This window comes from Carnobacterium sp. GW821-FHT04C06 (assembly GCF_059420345.1).
The window spans coordinates 128,974-152,247 of sequence record NZ_JBWKTN010000003.1 but is presented as its reverse complement, the minus strand read 5'-3'; the positions used below and the strand labels follow the sequence as shown (position 1 = coordinate 152,247).

The following is a 23,274-nucleotide window of genomic DNA, read 5'->3' as shown; positions in this document are numbered from 1 at the left end:
AAATGAAATTAACTAAACTAATCGCAACATCTGCAATCGTATTAACCGCATTAAGCACCACGTCAGTAGCTTTAGCAGCTGATGGAGGAGTATACAAATCAACGGGTTCAGTAGAATTTGTACCAAATGATGGCATTACACCACCAGTTGATCCAACAGATCCAGGAAAAGAAGTAACGCCAACTGATCCAGACGGTGAAAAACCAAATCCAGGAACAGCGGGACCATTAAGTATTGATTATGCTTCAAGCCTAAGCTTTGGTCAAAATAAAATCACCAACAAAGATGTGACTTACTTTGCTGAACCACAAAAATTAGATGATGGAACAACAAGAGAAAACTTTGTTCAAGTGACAGATACTCGTGGTACAAATGGTGGTTGGACGTTAACTGTGAAACAAGAAGGTCAATTAAAAAATGCAACAACAACGAATAAAGAATTAGTCGGAGCTGTTCTTTCGTTTACAAGTGGACGAGCAGTTAGTGCAGCAACAACTATCACTGCGCCAATCGTTAAAGATGTTGTATTAAACCCAACGGGAGAAGCTTCAACTGTAATGAGTGCAGCGCCAGGCGGGGGATCATTAACATGGTTAGATGTTTTTGGAACACTTGAGGATACAGAAGTTAATGGCGAAACCGTTCAAAAAAATAAAGCCATCACATTATCTATTCCAGGAACAACTCCAAAAGATGCTGTTAAATATTCAACAGACTTAACTTGGACATTAAGTGATGTTCCAGCAAATACACCAGAAGAAAATGCCTAATATTTTTATCAATTAAGCACTAAAAAAAATGAAACTAAAGGGGAAATAAAAATGAAAAAACAAACAATCTTAACTGCTGGGGCAGTAGCATTAGTAGCACTAACAATCGGAGGAACAGCATCAGCAGCAACTGCTGGTACCTATAAATCAAACGCTAAAGTAAAATTTGTGCAAGATACGTCAATTACCCCACCCGTTGATCCAACGAATCCAGGTAGTGAAGTAACGCCTGTTGACCCAGATGGTACAAACCCTGATCCAGGAACAGCTGGACCATTAAGTATTGACTTTGCGTCATCATTTGGATTTGATGAACAAAAAATTACAACTAAAGATGAAGTGTACAATGCAAAAGCACAAATTTTATCTGATGGAACATTCCGTCCAAATTATTTGCAAGTAACAGATAAGCGTGGGGGCGCGAATGGTTGGACTGTTCAAGTAAAACAAGATACACAATTTGCTTCAGCAAGCGGTACTCTAGACGGCGCTTTAATTTCTGTTAAAAATGGACAAGTTGATTCAATTTCAACTTCAACAGTTCCTTCATTAGTAAATAAAAGCTTTGATTTAACAATTGATGAAGACGGAGCAGGTGTTTCTCAAAATATCGTTGGAGCTAAAACAGGAGAAGGTGCTGGAACGTGGGTCTATCGTTTTGGTGATGATACAAATAAAGAAACAAGCGTAACGCTAGCTGTACCAGGAAGCACAACTAAATACGCAGAAGAATATACAACAGAATTAACATGGACATTAGCAGATGTTCCACATGTAGAAACACAACCATAAAAACTAAACTATCGTTGAATCGCATCGGCAAAAAATGTCGATGCTTTTCAACTAATGATTGAAAAGAGGTTTACTAATGATGAAAACAAAATTAATAACACTATTCATGCTGATTCCTATCCTAGCAACAAGTTTATTCCAGTTGCCAACAATCACCCACGCATCAGAGCTAAATTTTGCAGTGGAAGCCGTAATTCCAGAGAATCAAAGGGATAAAACAAAAACTTATTTTGATTTAAGAATGGAACCAAATACAGAACAAACGATTGAAGTGAACTTAAGAAATGATACAGATGCTGATGTAACAGTAGAACCAAGTGTAAATACAGCTACTACTAATTTAAATGGAGTTGTAGAGTATGGTGTTACAAAAGCAAAAAAAGACAGTACCTTACCTGTCAATTTAACCGATATCGTTACGGTACAAAAAGAAGTGACGATTCCTGCCAATGATTCAGTCAAAGTTCCTTTAACGATTAAAATGCCTGCTACAAAATTTGATGGTGTTTTAGCTGGAGGAATTACAATCAAAGAAAAAGATGTCGCAACAGATAAAAAAGAATCTGATAGCCAAGGGTTAGCGATTAATAATAAATATGCGTACGTGGTGGCTTTAATTTTAAATCAAACTGATAAAGAAGTTGCACCTAAATTAGTTTTAAATGATGTGAAGCCAGCGCAAGTTAATGCTAGAAATGTCATCAATGCAAATTTACAAAATACACAAGCAGCTTATGTAAATGCACTAGATGTGGTTGCTAAAGTAACAAAAAAAGGCAGCAGTGAAGTATTGTACGAAAGCTCTAAAAAGAATATGCAAATGGCACCAAATTCGAACTTTAATTACCCAATTTCATTAAACGGTCAAAAACTAGAAGCGGGAGACTACACTCTTTATTTAAAAGCTGATGCCAAAGAAGGAAATTGGTCATTTACTAAAAATTTTACTATCAAAGCAGAGGATGCCAAAAAATACAATCAATCTGATGTGTCGATTAAAAAAGACAATACTTGGATTTATCTTGTAATTGGACTTTTATTGTTAGTGATTGTGGCTTTGATTATTTTCTTTTTGATTCGTAATAAAAAGAAGAAAAAAGAAGAAGAAGAAAGACGTAAAAAAGCAGCACGTTTAAGAAAAAGAAAAGCTCAAAGAAAAAAACAAGCGAATCAAATCAAAAAAAATAAAGAATAGTTGATGGAATTCCCCACAAGGAAACGAGTGATTTGTTCAATAATAAGAGAAATAACTATCAAATAAGAAGGGAGTGGAAAAGGGGATGTCGATATTTTTATCAAAAGCAGATACCCGAAAACTACTCTTACTTCATATTATTGAAGAAAGTTTTCAACAACAAATTACAATTTCGGAACTAAAAAAAAGAATGGAAGTTTCTGAATTTATTGTAATTAGCGCATATGAAGAGTTAAAAGAAGACATTAAGAATTATCGTTTAAGCGATCAAATTGCCATTCAAAAATTCAATAAGATTCTTAAGATAAAAAGAACAATGAATTTTTCAAGTAAATCACTTAGAAGTATTTACATTCAACGTTCCTTGAATTTTCAAATTATTGAAGATATTTTTGAAGAAAAATTTAGCAATCCAAGCGATTACGCAGAGCGCTTTTACATTAGTCGGACAAAAGTATATACACAAATTACGGGGATAAAAAAACAATTAAAAAAATATGAGCTAACGTTATCCAGTCAATTTAAAATTTTAGGGAATGAACTAACGATTCGCATGTATTTTTACAATCTTTATCAATCTTGCTATGGAGGGCAAAAAATTCCTTTTCCAAAAAAAATAAGAAGCCAAATCGACTTGTTCCTTAAAGAGATTCAAAAAAGAAGTGCCATTCAGTTATCTCAAACGAGCATAGATAAACTGCGCTTCTTTATTGGTATTAGTTTACAACGTATACAGCGCAAAAAAGGAATTAAGCAACGAATGACTTTTACAACAATCATTGATTTTAAAGAAATGAATCAGGTTGTTTTAGAGGCTGCAGAAAAAGCATTTAGCGATAAAATGGGTGCAAGTGAAGTTGAAATATTAACCTATTTCATTTTGAATTTGGACGAATTCAGCCAATTTTTAGCATTAGAAAAAGGAAAATTAGATGACTTGACGGATTATTTTTTAACAGAATTTGAAGCCAGTTTTGAAAATCGCATGAACCAAAAATTAAGAGGACAAATCACTACTTATTTAAGAAGAATCCATTATATGATCTTGAATTTCAACTATTTACAAAACGAATTAGATCAGCCGATTCAAGCGCGATTTGTTGAAGAAAATTACCCAGAGGTGCTTATATTTTGTTCTTCTTTGATTCGGAATACACCGAATATTAAAAAATATCAATTGATTAAAGCCAATAATATTTTTTTGTTTAATCATTATATTTTCTTATTAATCGACATATTACCTCCTTCTTTTTTTGCTACACCAATTAAAGTCTGTGTCGATTTTTCATTAGGTGAAAATTACAATAAATTTATTACAAGAAACATTCAATCTTTTGACTTTATTAATATTGAAGTCACCAATCGTTTAACATCAGATACCGATATTTTATTATGTGACTACACAATCAATGACTCTAGAAATGAAGAAATGCAAGTGATTGTTTGGAACGCACCACCTACTACTAGCGATTGGGCGAATTTTGGAGATTGTATTTCAACTCTAAGAAGTGAAAAAAAACAAGAAGGGAAGTTTGAAGCATATGGAGTATCCTAAACAAAATAATTATTTGCGTTCATGCTTGCTTTTTGGTTCGTTGTTTTCTTTTAATGTCTTTTTAGATTTGAATGTACGTACGGAGGTTTTTGCAGAGACAGGTGTCTATTTGTATCAAGTTGATGGAATAAATCAAACAGTAAATCAAACTTTGCCAGTAGATCCAATGAATCCAAATAAAACGGTAGAACCCTTGCCGCCTGAATATTCGCCTAGAGTAGATCAGCAAAAAGACAAGGAAACAGAATACTTTTCGGTTTCACCACCGAATGGCAAAAAAGCAGTTCTGATTGATTCTTTAAAGGTACAAAATGTGAAACAAAAAACACCGTTAACAGAATTAAATCCATTGATTCTCAATGTTTCAAGTGAAGTGAATAATGGAGGGGGCTTTGGAGCAGATAATTCCAAACGTTCCTATTTATCCGAAATGTATCTATCATTAACCGGTTCACTGCTCTACGGGGAAGCAGTTGACTTTAAAAAGGAGTATTTATTATGAAAAAGATTGAAGATTATTGGAATGATGTGCTGATTTATTCCGTTGTATTTACTACCATAGAAGAAAGAATGATTAGTAAAATCTTAATTTTTCCAATGGATTACACCATGGAGGATATTCATACATCAATCATGACAAATTTTGAAAATATCAAGTGTGTCGATAGTGTTGATGAATATATGTTTGGAATGGCGTTGAAAAATAAAACAATAGGGAAATCTGCATGTTAAGAATCAATAAAAAAGTAACTATTTTTTTAGGATACAGTAGTAAAAAAAAATAAACCCATTCAAAGTATGTTGTACTTTGAATGGGTTTATTTTGAGTTAATAAAAGGATTTTTTTTGCTTCTTTTTTGTTTCTAAAAGGGAACTGAAAAGTACGATCAGGAAGACTTACTTAAACAAGATTGAAAAAATTAAATTTATAGAAAATCAATGACTAATTTAGCGAAATAGTCCCTATTTTTTGCAATATGTGATAGGCTAAAAGAAGAAATCAAATGGAAGCAAAGTGAGGATACAAAATGAGTGGACTAATTTATCAAAAAGAGCATCGAGTTAAATACTATGAGTGTGATGCAACCAAACAAATCAGCATTCCAATGTTGTTAAATATTATGCTCTATGTTTCAGGTGAGCAGAGTTACAAATTAGGCGTAGGAGATGCGGTTCTCTTAGAAAAGGGATTATCATGGATTATTTTACAAAATGATATTCACATTCAGCGCCTGCCTGAAGCAGGGGAAACCATCACGATTACAACACAAGCATTAAGTTACAACAAATTGTTTACCTATCGGGAATTCAAAGCATTTGATGAGACGGGTGAGCTATGTGTTCAAGTTCATTGTACGTTTGCTTTAATGGATTTTGCTGCTAGAAAAATGGCACGAATTGCAGAAGATGTTGTGGCACCTTATCAAGTAGAAGCCTCTAAAAAATTAATTCGAACGCCAAAACCTGAAAAAGTTGATTTAGAAAAAGCTGCAACAATTGATTATCGTGTGCGTTATTTAGATATTGATGCCAATCAACATGTAAATAATTCCAAGTATTTAGATTGGTTTTTAGATTCATTAGGGTTGGATTTTATCAAAACACATCGTATCAAATCATTAAATGTCAAATATGAAAAAGAAGTAGCCTATGGTAATATGGTGCAAAGCAAGGTTAGCCTTAGTACCCAAGAAGATGGCAGCATTATATCCGCACATCAAATCGTAAACCATGATGTTCTTTCATGTGAAGCAAGTATGGTATGGGAACCTCTAAACGAATAAATAAAGAAAGAAGGAAATAGCATGGCTCTTTTAGTAGTAGATATTGGCGGTTCAGCCGTAAAATACGCCGTTTGGGATCAAAATGAATTAAAAGAAAAAGATGAATTTCCCACACCGTTAACGCGAGGTAGTTTTTTTGATTTATTAAATGAAGCAAAAGATAAGCTAGCCAATACCTATTCTTTTGATGGTGTGGCTATCAGCACACCAGGTGATGTAGATGAAGAGGCGGGATTGATACGTGGAACGAGTGCAGTTCCTTTTCTACATTTAATTCCAATAAAAGAGTCACTTTCAGAGGCACTAGGTTTACCTGTAAGTATGGAAAATGACGCCAATTGTGCGGCAATTGCTGAAATGAAAGAAGGAATTGGCAAAGGCTATACACATCCACTTTTTGTTATTATTGGAACTGGCGTAGGAATTGCAATTGTTGAAAATGGCGAAGTTCTTCGTAAGCAAGAGCTTAAATTAGATGAGCTAGATAAAACCATCGCCCAACAGCTAGCAGCTCTTAAAACACCAAAAGCATCACCAGTTAGCTTAGGAAAAAGGGTCGCATTAAAGAAATTCCAAATGCCTTCTTCAATTGAAGGAAAGGAAGTTTTTGATTTAGCCAAAGAAGGCGATGAGGTAGCTGTCAATGAACTTCAAGCAATGTATGATAGCTTGGCTCAAATTATGGTGACTTTAAATAGTGCCTTTGAACCGGAATTTATTGGAATCGGTGGCGGAGTCAGTAACAATGATGAATTTGTGCCAGGAATTGAAAAAGCGATGGAAAAATTGGTTTCAGAAGACACGGAATTACTAGGATGGTTTCAAAGACTATTCAAAAAAGAGTCTTCGCAGGTAGGGGCAGCTATTCCAACTCTTAAAGTATGTGAATTTAAGAATGATGCGAACTTACTAGGAGCTGTAATTCACTATCAAGAAATGAATCCAGCAGAAAAATAAGATGAATTTAATCAATAAAAAAAGATCAATAACATACAGAGACTATCTGTCATGCTATTGATCTTTTTTTAAGTAATTCGTTCAATAAAATCTGTACCTGTTTCCTTAGCGTATTCAGTCATTACGTTCGTCCAAGCCTCACCTGTCGGATCGCCTGTTTGTTGAAAGATGGTTTTCATTTTTTCTTTTTGAGCCTCACTTATTTGAGCGTCGATGTTCTTTCCTTGCGCGGTTAAATAAATTCGCTTACTTCGTTTATCGGCTTCATTAGGCTTCGTTACAAGCCACTCTTTTTGTAAAAGTTCTTGCATAGGCTTGTTTAATGCCTGTTTTGAAATATCTAATACAGTCAACAATTCATTGACTGTTAAACCTGGCATCCGAGCTACAAAAAATAGAATGCGACGGTGAACTTTACTAATGCCGTAGTTTTCTACTAAATCATCTGCCGTTTTGCTAAAAGCGCGATACGCAAAATAAAACAAAGCAAGATTTTTATCAAAGTTAATTGCTTCTTGATTCATCAAAAGCCTCCTTTACGTTATTCATTGTGGTTAGTATACCATAAGTTACTTGATTCATTTCGAAATCAATACATAAAAAATAACAGGAATTGGATTATAGGTCAATATAATTGACTTATAATCTATTGGAGAATATACTACAAGAGTAGAAATAAGAAGAGGATTTTTAGGAGGTAATAAGATGTACACAGTTGGAGATTATTTGTTAGAACGATTAAGTGAGTTAGGAATCAAAGAAATATTTGGTGTTCCTGGAGATTATAATTTAAAATTTTTAGATCATATTGTAGAGCATCCTAACTTAAAATGGATTGGAAATGCAAATGAATTAAATGCAGCCTATGCAGCAGATGGCTATGCACGAACTAAGGGAGTATCCGCACTGGTGACCACTTTTGGTGTGGGAGAATTAAGCGCGATTAATGGAATTGCAGGTAGCTATGCTGAAAAAGTTCCAGTGATTCAAATTGTTGGATCGCCAACAATGGCTGTTCAAAATGCGCACAAATTAGTCCATCATACATTAGGCGATGGAAAATTTGATCATTTTGAAAACATGCACGAGTCGGTAACAGAAGCAATTGGGAGCTTAACAAAAGAAAATGCTGTTACTGAAATTGATCGTGTATTGAGAGCTGCAGTTTTAAAACGACGTCCTGTTTACTTGAACTTACCTATTGATGTTGCCGAGATGGTGGTTGAAAAACCTAGTGAACCGCTATTACCAAAACAAGCAAGCCTCTCAGCAAGAGAAGTTAAGTTAGTACATGAATTAGAAAAAGCCTTACAACAAGCTAAAAATCCAGTAGTATTAGCAGGGAATGAACTTGCAAGTTTCCATTTAGAAACCTATTTAGCTGATTTTATTCATAAGTTTAATTTGCCAATCACAACCTTGCCTTTTGGAAAAGGGGTCTTTAATGAAGAAGATGAGCATTATTTAGGTGTTTATGCAGGAAGCCCGACAGAAGAAGGTTTGAGAAAACGAGTGGATACTGCTGATTTAGTAGTAGCGTTAGGGGCTAAGTTAACTGATTCCGCCACTTCAGGTTTTAGCTATGATTTTTCTGAAAAGCAATTGTTTTCTTTAGCGAGTGATGAAGTAATTGTTAAAGAAGAACATTTAGAAGGCATCCATTTACCAGCTGTAATGAAAGCTTTAACGGCTATTGATTATCAAGGATATCAAGGTGACATTCAACCAATGGCTCGTTTGAAATCCATTAAACCAACGAACCAAGTGTTAACACAACGCCATTTTTGGGAAGCAATTGAAGGCTTTTTAGAAAAAGGAGATACAGCAGTAGCAGAACAAGGAACCTCATTTTTTGGTCTATCAACGGTGCCACTAAAATCAGAAATGAGCTTTATTGGACAACCTTTATGGGGCTCCATTGGCTACACTTTTCCAGCGATGCTAGGAAGTCAGCTAGCAAATCCAAGTAGTCGTCATTTGCTGTTTATTGGAGATGGTTCCTTGCAATTAACAATCCAAGAATTAGGAATGGCACTAAGAGAAAAATTAACACCTATCGTTTTTGTGATTAATAATAACGGCTACACTGTGGAACGTGAAATTCACGGACCAAATGAAATTTACAACGATATTCCCATGTGGGACTACCAAAAATTGCCTTTGGTCTTTGGTGGTAGCGAGCAATCCGTCATAACGTACAAAGTGACAACGGAACTTGAATTGGCCAATGCACTGAAAGCAGCACGATTAGACAATAATCGATTGCAGTGGATTGAAGTAGTGATGGATCAAACGGATGCTCCAGAGTTGCTTATGAAATTGGGGAAAATCTTTGCAAAACAAAATTCTTAATCGGTAAAAAAGGACAGAACTTCATTCTGTCCTTTTTTACTATATTTATAGTAAAATAAATGAAGAAGATAAAGAGGGGGAATAAACATGAACATTGCCAGTAGACAAGCTTTTTTAACTGCTGAGGGAAAAAAGTTAGCAGGAGCAAAGGTTGCCTTAAAGGAAGAATGGGGTTCAATGGCCTTTACCGTTGGAGATAAATTATTTGCATTGATGGGTGAAAATAAAGATGGAAAAGAAATTATTACAGTTAAGGGTTTGCCAGAAGACAATGAAAGACTTCGAGAAGACTTTCATTCAGTTACATATGGGTACTATATGAATAAAACCCATTGGACTTCGATTGATTTATCAACAACTGAGTTGGAAGATGGGCATATTTTAGTCCTGTTGAAAAAATCCTATCATTTGATAGTAGAAAAGTTACCTAAAAAAATACAGCAAGAACTTCAGAATACTAAAGAAATGAATTAAATAAAATGCAATAAATACCAAAAACCCACCCAAGATTCTCTTTTTCTTGAGTGGGTTTTACTATTTTCAATTATTAGAAATAATTTTTGATAGAATCAAGGTCTTTATATTTCGTTAAAGCGACCATTAACTTAATTCGAGCTTTAGGTCCGTTCAAGCCATTCGTGAAAATGACCCCCATTTCTTTTAATCGTTTTCCACCACCAGCATAATCATACACGTCTTGAGCGACACCGTTAAAGCAACGGGAAACTAAAACGACTGGAACACCACGGTTTAATAGGTTTTCTAGTGCAGGTAAAGTGTGTGGTGGAAGATTCCCTGCACCTAACGCTTCAATCACTAAGCCATCTGTAGAGGGATTATCAAGGGCTTGCAATAAACTGCCATCCATTCCAGCATAAGCTTTTAGTAGGTAGACATTTTGATTGATTGCATTTACTTCAAATTTTTCTTCAGCAATTAGTTCTTGGAAAAATAAGACTTTGTTTTTAGCAATTAAACCAATTGGTCCAAACGTAGGCGTTCTAAACGTTGCTACATTAGTGGTGTGAGTTTTAGTAACATAGCGAGCGGTATGAATTTCATCATTCATTACGACTAAAACACCCTTGTCTTTGGCTTCTTCACATGTTGCAACCCATACGGCACTTTGAAAATTATACAGACCATCTGAACCGATTTCATTACTAGAACGCATGGCACCAGTTACAACAATTGGAATATTGTGATCTAATGTAATGTCTAAAAAGTAAGCTGTTTCTTCTAATGTATCTGTTCCATGAGTCACAATTACTCCATCAATTCCTTCATGGGTAATCGCTTTTTCAATGCGGTTTTTTAAAATCAGCATTTCAACAGGCGTCACGTGAGGAGAAGGCAGTTGGAAGAGATCCTCTACAACTAAATGTGCCAAATTTTCAAATAAATGCCCTTGATTTAATAAAGGGTTTTCTGAACTAGGAGCTACTTTTCCAGTAGTTTGATCTTCACTCATGGCTATGGTCCCACCAGTGTGTAATACTAAAATATTTTTCACAGCAATTTCCTCCTTGAACAATTTCATATCAGCTTATTTTAGCATAATTTATTTGGAAATACTTCGAAATAAGAAAAAAGTAAGAGGAATCAATTGAATTTTAATAAAAAATAACCCTAAACAAAAGAGTTATTTTGTTTAGGGTTATTTCCTGGGAAATTTTTTTGTTTTTACATAAAAGAATGAGATGCCAACTAGTGTAGTAAACGTAATACCATACGCTATCTTAGTGAGTAGAGTAGGAACGTAATCGATAGAAATGGTCCCACTGTGAGTAGATTTAGTATTGATTTGTACGGTATGATCGTTACTTTCACTAACCGGATAGCTTTTACTTTCCGTACCGTCTTCTTGAATAATTTTATAACGATAGCCATAATAATAAACTAAAGGAACATCAATTTTTTGTTCCTTCATATTGAGAAAATAATCAAACGATAAGTTGTTTTTTTTCTTTGTAACACGATCCACTAATAAAATATTTCCATCATGTTTAAAAACAACTCCACGATTTAAAAACATTCGTTTAGAGGTTCCTTTTGGTAAATATTCTCCTGCGCCAATGGCACTATGAAGATTCGGTTTATCAAAATAATGTTCATCAAATGTAATCACTTCTCTTTGGTAAGGAAACTGGAATGTATAAAAGCCAACATAACCAAAAACGCCAAGGATAATGGCTGTTAAGGCAAAGTGTTTTGTTTGTACGGTACGCTCTTGAAAGAAAAGCTGGTACAAAATAGCGGCGCCTCCTAAGGCAAGAAGTGGCGTTGCCAACATATTAAAACGCCAAGGAAACTGAATTTGATTAAAGAAAGGTAGGATCGGTAAAATAAGTGTCCAAAAGAAAGACTTTAATGTTAGGAAGAAGAAGCAATAGCCTAAAATTAAACTCGTTTTCATAAAAGCGGATAATTTGATGCGATAAATCCAGGCAAATAAACCAATACTAATTAAAACAAATCCAACAGAATAAGGCGTGTCGATGGTTTGATTAACCATTTTTGTATCAAATAGACTTGCAAGTTCAAATCCTCTTGAATTGATATTAGCAATACTTGTATTCAAAGAAAAACGTGAATGGAACATCTGCTCAAACATTGGGATCCAATAAAAGGCAGACAATAGCAGAGTGACACCAATTGCTTTCAAGGAGTTCAAAATACGATATTTTTCATGCCATAAAAGTTTGATTCGAATCAGATAACTGATAACTAAATAGATGGCTAAAAGCAAACTAGCCAACACATGAGACAAGAAAATCCCTGACATTCCAATCGCTAAATACGACCATTTTTTTCCATCACCATAAAGCATTTCATGAACGCCAAGAATGGCAAAGGGTAAGAAGATAAAGACTAAGGTTTCGCCAATCGCACCACGATAAATGGTATCGATAATTTTGTAGTGACTTGTTGTATAAAGAATGGTTGCGATTAAAGCAAAATATTTTTTAGCAGTTATTTTATAAGCCGCAAAATACATAGAAGCTGTTGCAGCAAAACCACAACCAACTAAAAATAGTTTAAACGAAGTAACAGTAGAAAAGCCAATTACTTTTAGAAATGCTGCTGGATAAATAAATAAAGGGCAATAAAAAAAGCCAATACCGTAGCCATAATTATTTAAATAATGAGGCGCAATTTTTAAGGGAAAAATCCCTTGGATTAGCGCATCTTTAGTTGACTCAATTCGAAGCATATCAAAATAAATATCATCCATTCTATAAAAAGTTGAATTGAATAAAGGCAAAAAAGAAAAAAGCGTTACAATAGCTAATAAAATAACTATATTTAAATTTTTATTGTTTCTAAATGACATGAAATTTCACCACCTGTAAGTATTTATTTTGTTGAATAAATTTAATTTGATTAGAAAAATAACGAACCTCATGTTTTTTTATAATTAAAAATAGTGTATCGATTTTTAGACTATCCGTCAAATATTCCTACTTGAAGTCAGACTGATTTAATAGGATTCTAATCAATACTAATTTGTGAATTCATCATTTTTTAAGAGAGTGCGTTTGCATTTGTTTTTTTAATAGTTAATATTATTAATCATTATTTTAATTAATAGAATAAATAAGCTATACTACAGGAGAAGGTAATCCAAGAGAAACAAATAAAAATTTAACTAAAAGGATGATACGAATGAAAAACTTTTTAAAGAAAATACCGATTCCAATGTGTGGCTTGATTTTAGCCATTGTGTCATTAGGCAACTTGTTAAAATTAGTTCAATTTAAGACGGCAGGAAATTTGATAGGATTAGTGGGAATTATCTTAGTAGTGATTATTATGATAAAAATAGTCATTACATTTGAACACACAAAATTAGATTTAAAAAATCCAATTATTGCTTCAGTTGCACCAACCTTTACAATGGCAACAATGGTTGTCGCTACCTATTTAAATGAATTTGCGAAGCTTCATCTACTTGCAACTATCATTTGGTTGAGTGCACTTAGTTGCCATATTCTATTAATGCTGTATTTTACACATTATTTTGCTAAAAAATCGACGATTCATTCAGTCTACCCAAGTTGGTTCATTGTATATGTAGGAATTGGTGTAGGCTCAGTGACAAGTCATGCCTTTTCACCCTTGATTGGTCAAATCGCATTTTGGTCAGCATTATTTATGTACGTGGTGCTACTACCAATTATTATAAAAAAAGTCTACTTTATTAAAAATATGCATGAATCTACAATGCCGTTAATTACGATTATTGCGGCACCGGGCTCATTGTGTTTAGCGGGATATTTAAATGCCTTTGCAAATCCTAATGTGGTGGGGGTTACGGTACTGCTAATTTTTTCACAGCTGATTTATTGTTTTGTATTGTGTCAATTGCCAAAATTATTGACGATTCAATTTTATCCTAGCTATGCAGCCTTTACTTTTCCTTTAGTGATTACCGCAATGGCAGCAACTTTAAGCGATCAATTTTATACAAAAAATAACTATATTGTGCCTATGATTCATGATTTAGCGATATATGAAACTATTTTTGCAGCGATAATTGTTACCTTTGTTTTTATCAAATATATGCACCACTTAGCAACCAAATAAGAGAAACGACAAGGAGGGAAAAAGATGTTCAAACAATTGAAAACTTTTAAATGTGTTTACGAATCGCAAAGCTTTTCAAAAGCGTCGAAAAAAATGTACATTTCACAACCCGCTGTTAGTTCACAAATTAGTTATTTAGAAGAAAAATTAGGTGGAGTAAGACTTTTTAACCGCAATGGTCGAAAGGAAATTACAATCACACCAAGTGGAGACTTACTCTATCAAAAAACATTAGATTTATTAGATTTATGGCAAGATACAAAAGAACAAGTTTCGGCTCTTAACCAAGAAAATCAAGCCCATTGTCTTTGTAAAATTGGAGCTTCGCAAACTGTTGCCAGTACTATATTTCCTCAAATTTTACCGTGGTTACAAGAAGAGTTTCCTGCAGTAGAATTTGAAGTGATGGTAGCTAACTCGGAAGTGATTTTAGAAAAAGTTGAAAATCGATTTCTACATTTTGGTTTTATTGAAAAAGCGATGTCTACGACGACGTTGTCACGAAGAGAAGTGATGACAGACGAATTAGTTTTAGCTGGAGATCCTTCAAGCTCACTATGGCTATTAAGAGAAGAACATTCAGGTAGTTTTTATTACGCAAATCAGTATTTAGAAAATCAGAATATTACACCAGATAAAAAAGTTGTTCTAGCTAGTAACGAGCTGATTGTGGATTATTTAAAAAAAGGAATGGGGCAAGCGATTATCTCCAAACGTTACATGACAGAGAAGATTCCGTATACTACGTTAAATCAGAACTATGTACGAAATTTTTATTTAGTGAATCGGAAACTTTTTTCAAATGACAGTTATCTAAGTATTCATAATTATTTACTCAAAATTTTAGAAGGCTTAGAAAAAGTATCACTTGAAAAAGACATCGTTTTGGAAAATAGTTCAACTAAATAAAGGATAATTGAACTATCACTCGCTTAAAAATGCTATAATAAACCAATCAACGAATTGAAAGAGGTTATTATGGAAAAAGCGACATTTTCAGATTATGAAATAAGTACAGATATCGTCAAGGCATTGAGCGGCTTAGGCTACGCAGTTCCAACAAAAGTTCAAAAAGAAGTCATTCCACTAGCATTAGCAGGAATGGATGTTATTGTAACGTCTCAAACAGGAAGTGGAAAGACAGCAAGTTTTGGCATTCCATTGTGTGAGAAAGTATTATGGGAAGAAAATAAACCTCAAGCTTTAGTGCTGGTGCCAACAAGAGAACTAGCCTTGCAAGTTAAAGAAGATATTACAAATATTGGTCGTTTCAAACGAATTAAAGCAACGGCTGTTTTCGGGAAAGCTTCTTTTGTTACCCAAAAATCAGAATTAAAACAAAAAAGTCATATTGTAGTAGGTACGCCGGGGCGTGTGTTGGATCATTTAGAAAAAGGCACATTAGCTGTGGATAAGTTACAATATTTAGTTTTAGATGAAGCAGATGAAATGTTAAATATGGGCTTTATCGATCAAGTAGAAGCGATTATTGACTTTCTACCAAAAGCAAATCGTCAAACGCTATTGTTTTCAGCAACAATGCCTAATGATATTCAACGTCTAGCAAGCTCGTATATGTCTGCTGATGCTACATCCGTGACGATTGAAACGACGGCAGCGTCCCAACCTAAAATTTTACAGTCTTATATTGTAGTGGAAGAAGATAAAAAACCGCAACAATTATTAGATTTATTAACTGTGGAAAACCCAGATACGTGTATGATTTTCTGTAATACACAAGAACATGTGAATAACTTATACCAATTTTTAAATAAAGAAGGCTTACCTGTGGATAAAATTCACGGTGGTATGGTACAAGAAGATCGCTTTGAAGTAATGGATGACTTTAGACGCGGAAAATTCCGCTACTTAGTAGCAACAGACGTTGCAGCAAGAGGAATTGATGTGGATAGCGTAACTCACGTCATCAACTATGATGTACCTGTTGAAAAGGAAAGTTTTGTCCACAGAACAGGCAGAACTGGACGGGCTGGGAAGACCGGAATCGCATTGACGTTAGTATTGCCAAAAGAGAAAAACTGGTGGCGTGAGATTCGTGACTATGTAACGGGCGAAATTTTAGAAATTACGCCTCCTAGTCCAAGATTTGTGCTGCGTCATAAAGCGGCATTTGATAAAAAAATCAGCGAACGCCCTCGTTTGAAAAAAGATAAAGGGTTAGCATTAAGCGAAGATATTTTAAAACTTTATTTTAACGGTGGAAAAAAGAAAAAAATTCGTGCAGTTGATTTTGTCGGAACCTTAACAAGTATTCCTGGAATCACTTCTGAAGACATCGGAATTATTACCATCCAAGAAAATGTGAGTTATGTTGATATTTTAAATGGTAAAGGCAGGATTGTTTTAGACGCGATGAGAAATAAAACCGTTAAAGGTAAGCAATTAAAAGTACACGAAGCTAGAAAATAAATCATGATTAAAAGAGTAAAGGGCCTCTATGTTGAAGGCTTCTTTACTCTTTTTCTATGTAGTAATAGTCATCATTAAAGCACGACTAGTTAGAAATATGGTACACTAATTAGTAGAAAACAGAGAAGATGAAAGGAACTGCTTATGAATCGTTTAAAATTAAATTGGCGTACAATTGCGACTTTTTTTCAAAGTGCAAAAGAGTCTTCTAAAAATGTGTTGATTGTCCATGGATTTATCTTAATTGTGATGATTCCATTAGTTACAGGTCTAACAAAAATGATTTTAAAAGGAGGAAATATTGCGTACTTATCTTTCGACAATATTTTTCCAATTATCAAAAGTCATCCCTTTGTTTTGTTAGGGTTACTGTTGATGATGTGTTTGATGGCATTAATGATTTTTTTCGAATTTACATTTTTATTGCTAAGTATTTATTTTATTCGTAAAAAAGAACCGCTTCATTTAAGGACGCTTTTGAGACTGACCTTTCAACAGTTTAAGCATGTTTTTGGGAGCGAGATCTTATTTTTACTCTTTTATTTCTTTTTGATTTTACCTTTTGCGGGAATTGGATTTAAAACAGCCTTATTAGCAAAAATAAAAATTCCAGTCTTTATTATGGATTACCTTTTTGAATACCGCTTAATTTTTGTTCCATTATTGGGGTTAGGCTATTTAATTTGTGTCTATATAGGCATTCGTTTGTTGTTGGTCTTGCCGATGATGATCCTGTATCATTTACCACTAAAAGAAGCCATTAGACGTAGTTGGAAGTTGACGAAGGATCAGTTTTGGACGTTGATTCGAAAATTGATTTTATTAACGGTTGCACTGTCAATAATGGTAGGGGGAAGTTATCTTGTGATTTTCTTTTTACAAGATTTGATTGAAACCCACTACGCGTCTGCTGCATTAGTAAGTGGGGTTGTTTCATTAACGCTTCTTCAAGTGCTGATTGCAGTAAGAAATATTTTAGCGATGATTATCCTGTTTTACTTGATCGTGGATTTATTAGACAAAACAACGACAAGTAGCCATGAGACGTTTAACATCCAGCCAAAGTTAACACCGGTTAAAGGCAATCGCTTTTTAATCCTATTTGGAAACCTGGTCATCGGTAGTTCGGTACTGATTATGATTACGGGGATGAGCCTCTATAACTACGATTACTTATCAAATCGGTCAATTTCAGAACCTCTCTTTATTTCTCATCGAGGCGTTACTAATAAAAATGGGGCACAAAATACAATTGAGGCATTAGAAAAAACGGCTAAAGAAAAGCCCGACTATGTAGAAATGGATATTTTGGAAACAAAGGATCATCAGTTTGTTGTAATGCATGATGTAAAGTTAAAGAATTTAACAGGAAAAAATAAAAAAGTGTATGAGTTAACACTTGCTGAATTACAAAAACTAACTGTTTCAGAGAATGGTCATGAAGCTAAAATTCCTAGTTTTGATGAGTATTTGAAAAAAGCCAATGAATTGAATCAAAAATTATTGATTGAAGTAAAAGTAACTAAGCAAGATTCAAAAGAAATGGTTGAAAATTTTATCCAACGTTATCAAGAGTCTATTTTAGAAAACAATCATATTATCCACAGTATCAGCTATGATGTTGTGGAAGAATTAAAAGAAAAAGCGCCACAGCTTTATGTAGGATATGTAATGCCATTTAATTTAATTGGACCACCGAAAACAAAAGCAGATTTTTATTCCGCTGAATATTCTACCCTCACCAGTGATTTTGTCGATGAAGTTCATGAACAGGATAAAAAACTTTTTGCATGGGATATCAATGAAGAAAATAGCGCAAAAAGAATGCTGTTTTTTGGAGCTGACGGATTAATAACGGATCATTTGGTGACAATTAAGGAACTTGTTCATCATGATCTAACCAACGAATTATCATATTCCGATATGTTATTGAACTATTTATTAGGATTGGATTCATAAAAATCAAAATTTGATAACTAATCAAAGCCACTTGCTATAAGTGGTTTTTTTTATTTTTTCAAATAGATGTGTAAATAATTATCTATTGATTTTTTGTTATTTATTTGAGAAGATATTCAAGTTGTGCAACTAATTATCTAAAGTGTTAGTTAGCTTAAACTAAATGCTTTTGTTATTTAAAAGTATGTAATAGATATCAAAATAATTAACCTAGGGTTGTGAAAAAACCCAGTTAATTATCTTTTTTTGCTGGGTTTTAATGAAAATAACGATAGAAATAATGAAAATGCAGTACTAAAAACAAAAAAGGATGTGTCATGGATGATAAAACGAACAAATAAAGGATTCTCGCTATTTTTGATTTTTGCATTAGTATTTCCGATGATTATTGGAGGACTAACAGCTGTAACAACGGTCGCCAATGCAACTGAATTAGGTAGAAGTAAGCTAGTGGATAGTGTTAAGCTAGAAAAAACGGAATTATACAATGGCGAGCGTATTGGCATTTCGGTTACTTTTTCCGAAAAACCAGGAGTGAAAATTAAAAATGGCGATACCATTACAATGAGTTTGCCACCTGAATTAGTTGGAATTGTTTCATCGGCAGAATTGAAAGATCCGGCAACTGGTAGGGTCTTTGGTGAAGCGAAAATTGTAAAAGATCAAGTTATTTGTACGTTTAATCAAACCGCAGAAGAGTTAATCAACGTTAAAGGCTATTTCTTTTTTAACATTCGTGTCGATAGTCAAACAGAGGGGACGATTTCTAAAACCAACGATTTTGGCTTAGATGTTGATTCTATTGATTATACTGTAACAAATGAAAAAGGCGATCCTGGAGTAGTGGAAGATGATCGCTATCCATTCTTTAATAAGTACGGCTACATGTCAGAAGATGGCAGCAATGTAATCACATGGCAAGTGTTCGTTAATCAACCTAAAAAAGAATTAGCTCAAAATATTGGAATGGATAAAATGGTTATAATTGAAGATACATCTGCAAATGACCAAACCTTACTAGCAGATAGTTTTAGATATTTTGTCGAAGACCGAGCTAAAAATTTCCACTGGTTAACGAAAGAAGAATTTCAACAATATGGAACGTTGGAAATTGATTCAACCAACCAAAATCATTTTTCAGTAAAATTACATGCTAAAGAACTTTCAGCGAAAAAATTTGGAATTGTCTATGATACGAAAGTGAATGACCTAGGTAAGTTAGAATACAAAAATGATTATAAAGTAAACTATCAAATAACAGGAGAAGAGCAAATCATTGAGGAAGGAACGTCTGCTGCAGAAAATATTAATGCAGGAGCTGGCGGGTCAGGCGACTTACCAGAAAAGGGAAGTGCCCGTCTTGTTAAGTCACTAGAAAATAATGATAGTACCTTCTTATCAGGAATTACATTTGAACTATTTAATAGCCAAAATCAATCCCTAGGTGAATATCAAACAGATGAAAATGGTCAAATCAATGTTAAAGACATGGCATTAGGAAGCTATTATTTTAAAGAAAAAAATGCTCCTGACCAATTTCAATTTGATGAAACTAAGCAATACTCATTTGAGATTAAAGAAAATAGTTCCACCGGTGAGTTAGTAAACGTCAGTAATGGGATAAAGAAAACAAGCTTAAATTTAAAAAAAGTGTGGATTGGACCTGAAAGCGATCAGATTGAGGTTAAAATTTACGCTGATGGGCGGGATATAAATCGACAAGTTACCTTATCGAAAGAGTATAACTGGGAATTACTTGTTACAAATCTAGATAAATATAATTTAGATGGTTCAACCATTCAATATACCGTTAAAGAAGTCAATGTACCAGCAGGGTTTGAATCTATTGTGACGGGAGACGCTACTAATGGATTTACGATTACCAATAAAAACACCGAAACAATCTCAATTCCAGTTAGTAAAAAATGGGTTGGTAAGCCACTAGATTCAGTAACTGTTTATTTAAAAAGAAATAATAAGGTGACATCAGAAGCGATCAAACTGTCTGCTGAAAATAATTGGCAAGCTTCATTTCAGAATTTGTCAAAATATGATAGAGCAGGAAATAAAATTGATTACTCTGTCATTGAAGCAAATGTAACAGACTTTTCAGCCTTTTATGAAGGAAATGCGGAAAGTGGCTATACGATTACAAATATCAGAACAGCATCCATTTCGATACCAGTTTCTAAAAAATGGATAGGACCAAAGGGCAAGCCTGTGACGCTTGAATTAATGATGAATGGCAAAGAAACAGGTCGTTTCGTTAAATTAGGCCATTCAAATAGCTGGAACAGTCAATTTACTAATTTGCCACAGTACGATCAAGCTGGAAATGAAATTAATTATACGATTTTAGAAAAAGATATACCAGATCATTATACGAGTGCCATTACAGGTGATCCATTAAATGGATTTGTCGTTACGAATACAAATACTGAAAAGATAACAATTCCAATCACTAAAAAATGGGTAGGACCAATTGGTGAAAAAGCGACAATTCATTTATATCAAGATGGCAAGGATACTTTGAAATCAGTAACTTTAACGAGTCAAGAAAACTGGCAAGCTTCTTTTTCGGATTTAGCAAAATACGCAGCAGATGGACATGAAATCAATTATACAATTAAAGAAGACCCTGTTAAAAACTATGAAACCACTATTAAAGGGGATGCTAAACAGGGATTTACTGTTACTAATATGAATATGGAAGAAGTTCAAATTCCGGTTACAAAAAAATGGAATGGAGATAAGCAGAAATCTGTCAAAATATATGCGAAAGCAGATGGCATACTATTAAAAGATCGTTTCGTTGAACTTTCTGAAAGCAATTATTGGCAAGAAACAATTAAGCACCTTCCTAAGTTCAATCCAGATGGGTCAGAAATCAACTACACAGTCGTTGAACAACAATTAGATGGTTATGCTACGACATACGAAGGAGACCCCTCTCTTGGGTTCACAGTCACAAATACAAGAACAGAATCGATTACCATACCAATTACTAAAAAATGGGTAGGACCAATTGGCAAAGATGTGACAATTAACTTACTTTCAAATGGGAAACAAACGGGTCGATCTGCAGTAGTAAAGGCCGATCAACATTGGAAAGCAAAATTTACCAATTTACCAAAATACGATGAATTAGGTCAACCTATCCAATACACCATTAATGAAGACGCTCAAAAAAATTATGACGGCTCGATTACCGGTGATGCGGAAACAGGATTTATTGTGACAAATACCAATAATGAAGAAGTAAGTATCCCCGTTGCAAAACAGTGGAATGGTCCGATAAAAGAGTCCGTGACCATCCTTTTATACGATAATCAAAATGTAAAATTGAAAGAACTAACCCTTAACAAGGGGACTAACTGGCAGGGGAAATTTGATCATTTACCGAAATATCAAAAAGATGGCTCCCTTATCAATTACTTTGTTCGTGAAGAAGCTGTTGAAAATTACCGTCCAACGATTACAGGTAGTATTGAACAGGGCTATTTGATTACTAATACCAACACTGAGAAAGTTTCAGTAGAGGTCACTAAAAAATGGGTAGGACCAATTGCCGGTCGTGTTCAGATCAATCTTTTAAAAGACGGTGAAATGGTAAATCGATTTGTTAATTTAGATAAGAGCAACCAATGGAAAGCTAAGTTTGATAATTTAGATAAATACAATCAAGACGGAACGGAAATCCAGTACTCAATCGTTGAAACGGTAGGCTATAAAAACTACGATGAAAAAATTGAGAAGCTAGCGAAAAATCAATTTGTTGTGACGAATACGAACAATGAAAAAGTCACAATTCCAGTTCATAAAAAGTGGATAGGACCAATTGGTCAAGCTGTAACCATTCAGCTAGAACAAAATGGAAAAGAATTGAAACAGTTGGAATTGACCCCAGATAACAACTGGAGCAGTTCTTTTAAAGACTTACCTAAATACGATCAAGCAGGCGATGACTATCGTTATGAAGTCAAAGAAGTCATGATGGAAAACTATGAAGCAACAATTAGTGGAGATAGTCAAAATGGTTTTACAATCACCAATCGAAACACTGAAAAAATTGAGATTCCCGTTATCAAAAAATGGATTGGCCCAGCTAGCAAAGAAGTTACCATTCATCTTGAACAAAATGGTATTGAGCTAAAAAATGAGCTAACTTTAAGTAAATCAACTGATTGGCAAGGTTCCTTTAAAAATCTTCCAAAGTATGATGCATCAGGTCAAGAATACCAGTATTTAATTTCCGAAGAAAAGGATGACGATTATCAAGCTACAATCACTGGCAATCAGCAAAATGGCTTTGTAGTAACGAATCGCAATCTTGAAACGCTAACGATACCAGTTGTGAAAAAATGGCATGGAATAAAAGCTAACCAGGTTGTGATTCACTTGGAACAAAATGGAACTCATTTTGGCGTTCCACTTATTTTAAATGAAGGTAGCAATTGGCAAGGTGCATTTAAAAACTTACCAAAGTATGACGAAATAGGAGAACTTTATCAGTACTCTATTTCAGAAGAAGCGTTGGCAGATTACCAAGAAGAAATAACAGGCAATAGTCAAGATGGCTTTGTGGTAACCAACACGTTTATTTCAGGCAAAGAAATTGAGGAAAAGCCAGACCCAATCGAACCTAATAATCCTAATGAATCACTTCCTTCTCTTCTTCCGAAACTTGAGCAGAAATCAGAAAAAGTAACAGATTCAACTGATGAAGCAACATTGCCACAGACGGGTGAAGTTCAAAATATTTGGATGCTAGTTGTAGGGATTTGGCTAGTTAGTATCGGATTTGGAATTAGCTGTATGAGAGTTAGAAACGAATAGTAAAAAAGTGACTTTAGACGACTTATTTTCTGTGTGGGTAGATCTGATTACAAGTTA

At 34.2% G+C, this 23,274-nt stretch carries 18 protein-coding genes; 15 read left to right on the top strand and 3 right to left on the bottom strand.

Translation table 11 applies throughout. From position 1 onward, the window contains the following. Positions 1 to 2: 2 nt before the first annotated feature. The 8 genes from AC07SW_RS06065 to AC07SW_RS06030 all read left to right on the top strand — a co-directional run bounded on the left by AC07SW_RS06065 (position 3) and on the right by AC07SW_RS06030 (position 7,053). A complete protein-coding gene (locus AC07SW_RS06065; protein WP_119907507.1) occupies positions 3 to 770 on the top strand; it encodes a WxL domain-containing protein in 768 nt (255 codons plus the stop codon). Between the two features lie 51 nt (positions 771 to 821). Next, positions 822 to 1,562: a WxL domain-containing protein gene (locus AC07SW_RS06060; protein ID WP_034571964.1), complete on the top strand. Its 741-nt coding sequence runs from the start codon at positions 822 to 824 to the stop codon at positions 1,560 to 1,562. 79 nt (positions 1,563 to 1,641) lie between these two features. Further along, the gene (locus tag AC07SW_RS06055; protein ID WP_135022801.1) at positions 1,642 to 2,757 is read left to right on the top strand and encodes a WxLIP family cell surface protein; all 1,116 of its coding nucleotides are present in this window, start codon (positions 1,642 to 1,644) and stop codon (positions 2,755 to 2,757) included. An 85-nt stretch (positions 2,758 to 2,842) separates the two neighbouring features. Continuing rightward, positions 2,843 to 4,312, top strand: a complete 1,470-nt coding sequence (locus tag AC07SW_RS06050; protein WP_034571957.1) for an AcpB/EbpR/MafR family transcriptional regulator — start codon at positions 2,843 to 2,845, stop codon at positions 4,310 to 4,312. Further along, complete coding sequence (locus AC07SW_RS06045) at positions 4,299 to 4,814, top strand: hypothetical protein (RefSeq protein WP_119907508.1); 516 nt, start codon at positions 4,299 to 4,301, stop codon at positions 4,812 to 4,814. The genes AC07SW_RS06050 and AC07SW_RS06045 overlap by 14 nt, the downstream gene beginning before the upstream one ends. Further along, positions 4,811 to 5,044, top strand: a complete 234-nt coding sequence (locus AC07SW_RS06040) for a hypothetical protein (protein WP_034571952.1) — start codon at positions 4,811 to 4,813, stop codon at positions 5,042 to 5,044. Before AC07SW_RS06045 ends, AC07SW_RS06040 begins: the two co-directional genes overlap by 4 nt. A 296-nt stretch (positions 5,045 to 5,340) precedes the next feature. Further along, positions 5,341 to 6,096, top strand: a complete 756-nt coding sequence (locus AC07SW_RS06035; protein WP_074402234.1) for an acyl-[acyl-carrier-protein] thioesterase — start codon at positions 5,341 to 5,343, stop codon at positions 6,094 to 6,096. A gap of 21 nt (positions 6,097 to 6,117) precedes the next feature. Beyond that, on the top strand, positions 6,118 to 7,053 hold the full coding sequence (locus tag AC07SW_RS06030) for an ROK family protein (protein WP_034571944.1): 936 nt from the start codon (positions 6,118 to 6,120) through the stop codon (positions 7,051 to 7,053). 68 nt (positions 7,054 to 7,121) lie between these two features. On the opposite strand, the gene AC07SW_RS06025 is transcribed toward AC07SW_RS06030, so the two are convergent. After that, positions 7,122 to 7,577: a MarR family winged helix-turn-helix transcriptional regulator gene (locus AC07SW_RS06025; RefSeq protein WP_034571943.1), complete on the bottom strand. Its 456-nt coding sequence runs from the start codon at positions 7,575 to 7,577 to the stop codon at positions 7,122 to 7,124. A gap of 181 nt (positions 7,578 to 7,758) precedes the next feature. On the opposite strand from AC07SW_RS06025, the gene AC07SW_RS06020 reads away from it, so the two are divergent. Further along, positions 7,759 to 9,405, top strand: coding sequence for an alpha-keto acid decarboxylase family protein (locus tag AC07SW_RS06020; RefSeq protein ID WP_135022740.1), 1,647 nt, complete (start codon positions 7,759 to 7,761; stop codon positions 9,403 to 9,405). Positions 9,406 to 9,492: 87 nt separating this feature from the next. Continuing rightward, a complete protein-coding gene (locus AC07SW_RS06015) occupies positions 9,493 to 9,879 on the top strand; it encodes an MmcQ/YjbR family DNA-binding protein (RefSeq protein ID WP_494632455.1) in 387 nt (128 codons plus the stop codon). A gap of 73 nt (positions 9,880 to 9,952) precedes the next feature. Here AC07SW_RS06015 and AC07SW_RS06010 read toward each other — a convergent pair whose 3' ends face one another. Beyond that, on the bottom strand, positions 9,953 to 10,918 hold the full coding sequence (locus AC07SW_RS06010; RefSeq protein WP_494632453.1) for an asparaginase: 966 nt from the start codon (positions 10,916 to 10,918) through the stop codon (positions 9,953 to 9,955). A 144-nt stretch (positions 10,919 to 11,062) separates the two neighbouring features. Continuing rightward, positions 11,063 to 12,739, bottom strand: a complete 1,677-nt coding sequence (locus AC07SW_RS06005) for a 6-pyruvoyl-tetrahydropterin synthase-related protein (RefSeq protein ID WP_119907511.1) — start codon at positions 12,737 to 12,739, stop codon at positions 11,063 to 11,065. Between the two features lie 332 nt (positions 12,740 to 13,071). On the opposite strand from AC07SW_RS06005, the gene AC07SW_RS06000 reads away from it, so the two are divergent. The 5 genes from AC07SW_RS06000 (at position 13,072) to AC07SW_RS05980 (ending at position 23,217) form a co-directional block, all read left to right on the top strand. Beyond that, complete coding sequence (locus AC07SW_RS06000; RefSeq protein WP_034573804.1) at positions 13,072 to 13,992, top strand: TDT family transporter; 921 nt, start codon at positions 13,072 to 13,074, stop codon at positions 13,990 to 13,992. Positions 13,993 to 14,016: 24 nt separating this feature from the next. Further along, positions 14,017 to 14,901 (top strand): LysR family transcriptional regulator, encoded by an 885-nt coding sequence (locus AC07SW_RS05995; protein WP_485402170.1) that lies wholly within the window; start codon positions 14,017 to 14,019, stop codon positions 14,899 to 14,901. 69 nt (positions 14,902 to 14,970) lie between these two features. Continuing rightward, positions 14,971 to 16,422, top strand: coding sequence for a DEAD/DEAH box helicase (locus AC07SW_RS05990; RefSeq protein WP_485402169.1), 1,452 nt, complete (start codon positions 14,971 to 14,973; stop codon positions 16,420 to 16,422). A 144-nt stretch (positions 16,423 to 16,566) separates the two neighbouring features. After that, positions 16,567 to 18,381: a glycerophosphoryl diester phosphodiesterase membrane domain-containing protein gene (locus AC07SW_RS05985; protein WP_494632451.1), complete on the top strand. Its 1,815-nt coding sequence runs from the start codon at positions 16,567 to 16,569 to the stop codon at positions 18,379 to 18,381. Positions 18,382 to 18,702: 321 nt separating this feature from the next. Beyond that, positions 18,703 to 23,217 (top strand): Cna B-type domain-containing protein, encoded by a 4,515-nt coding sequence (locus tag AC07SW_RS05980; RefSeq protein ID WP_119907513.1) that lies wholly within the window; start codon positions 18,703 to 18,705, stop codon positions 23,215 to 23,217. Positions 23,218 to 23,274 lie beyond the last annotated feature (57 nt).

Excerpts from the sequence above, each read along its gene's own strand:
- AC07SW_RS06020 (WP_135022740.1), top strand. The coding sequence starts at position 7,759 with ATGTACACAGTTGGAGATTATTTGTTAGAACGATTAAGTGAGTTAGGA.
- AC07SW_RS05980 (WP_119907513.1), top strand. The coding sequence starts at position 18,703 with ATGATAAAACGAACAAATAAAGGATTCTCGCTATTTTTGATTTTTGCA.
- AC07SW_RS06055 (WP_135022801.1), top strand. The coding sequence starts at position 1,642 with ATGAAAACAAAATTAATAACACTATTCATGCTGATTCCTATCCTAGCA.
- AC07SW_RS06065 (WP_119907507.1), top strand. The coding sequence starts at position 3 with ATGAAATTAACTAAACTAATCGCAACATCTGCAATCGTATTAACCGCA.
- AC07SW_RS06000 (WP_034573804.1), top strand. The coding sequence starts at position 13,072 with ATGAAAAACTTTTTAAAGAAAATACCGATTCCAATGTGTGGCTTGATT.
- AC07SW_RS06040 (WP_034571952.1), top strand. The coding sequence starts at position 4,811 with ATGAAAAAGATTGAAGATTATTGGAATGATGTGCTGATTTATTCCGTT.
- AC07SW_RS05985 (WP_494632451.1), top strand. The coding sequence starts at position 16,567 with ATGAATCGTTTAAAATTAAATTGGCGTACAATTGCGACTTTTTTTCAA.
- AC07SW_RS06060 (WP_034571964.1), top strand. The coding sequence starts at position 822 with ATGAAAAAACAAACAATCTTAACTGCTGGGGCAGTAGCATTAGTAGCA.
- AC07SW_RS06025 (WP_034571943.1), bottom strand. The coding sequence starts at position 7,577 with ATGAATCAAGAAGCAATTAACTTTGATAAAAATCTTGCTTTGTTTTAT.
- AC07SW_RS06030 (WP_034571944.1), top strand. The coding sequence starts at position 6,118 with ATGGCTCTTTTAGTAGTAGATATTGGCGGTTCAGCCGTAAAATACGCC.
- AC07SW_RS06015 (WP_494632455.1), top strand. The coding sequence starts at position 9,493 with ATGAACATTGCCAGTAGACAAGCTTTTTTAACTGCTGAGGGAAAAAAG.
- AC07SW_RS05990 (WP_485402169.1), top strand. The coding sequence starts at position 14,971 with ATGGAAAAAGCGACATTTTCAGATTATGAAATAAGTACAGATATCGTC.
- AC07SW_RS06005 (WP_119907511.1), bottom strand. The coding sequence starts at position 12,739 with ATGTCATTTAGAAACAATAAAAATTTAAATATAGTTATTTTATTAGCT.
- AC07SW_RS06045 (WP_119907508.1), top strand. The coding sequence starts at position 4,299 with ATGGAGTATCCTAAACAAAATAATTATTTGCGTTCATGCTTGCTTTTT.
- AC07SW_RS06050 (WP_034571957.1), top strand. The coding sequence starts at position 2,843 with ATGTCGATATTTTTATCAAAAGCAGATACCCGAAAACTACTCTTACTT.
- AC07SW_RS06035 (WP_074402234.1), top strand. The coding sequence starts at position 5,341 with ATGAGTGGACTAATTTATCAAAAAGAGCATCGAGTTAAATACTATGAG.
- AC07SW_RS05995 (WP_485402170.1), top strand. The coding sequence starts at position 14,017 with ATGTTCAAACAATTGAAAACTTTTAAATGTGTTTACGAATCGCAAAGC.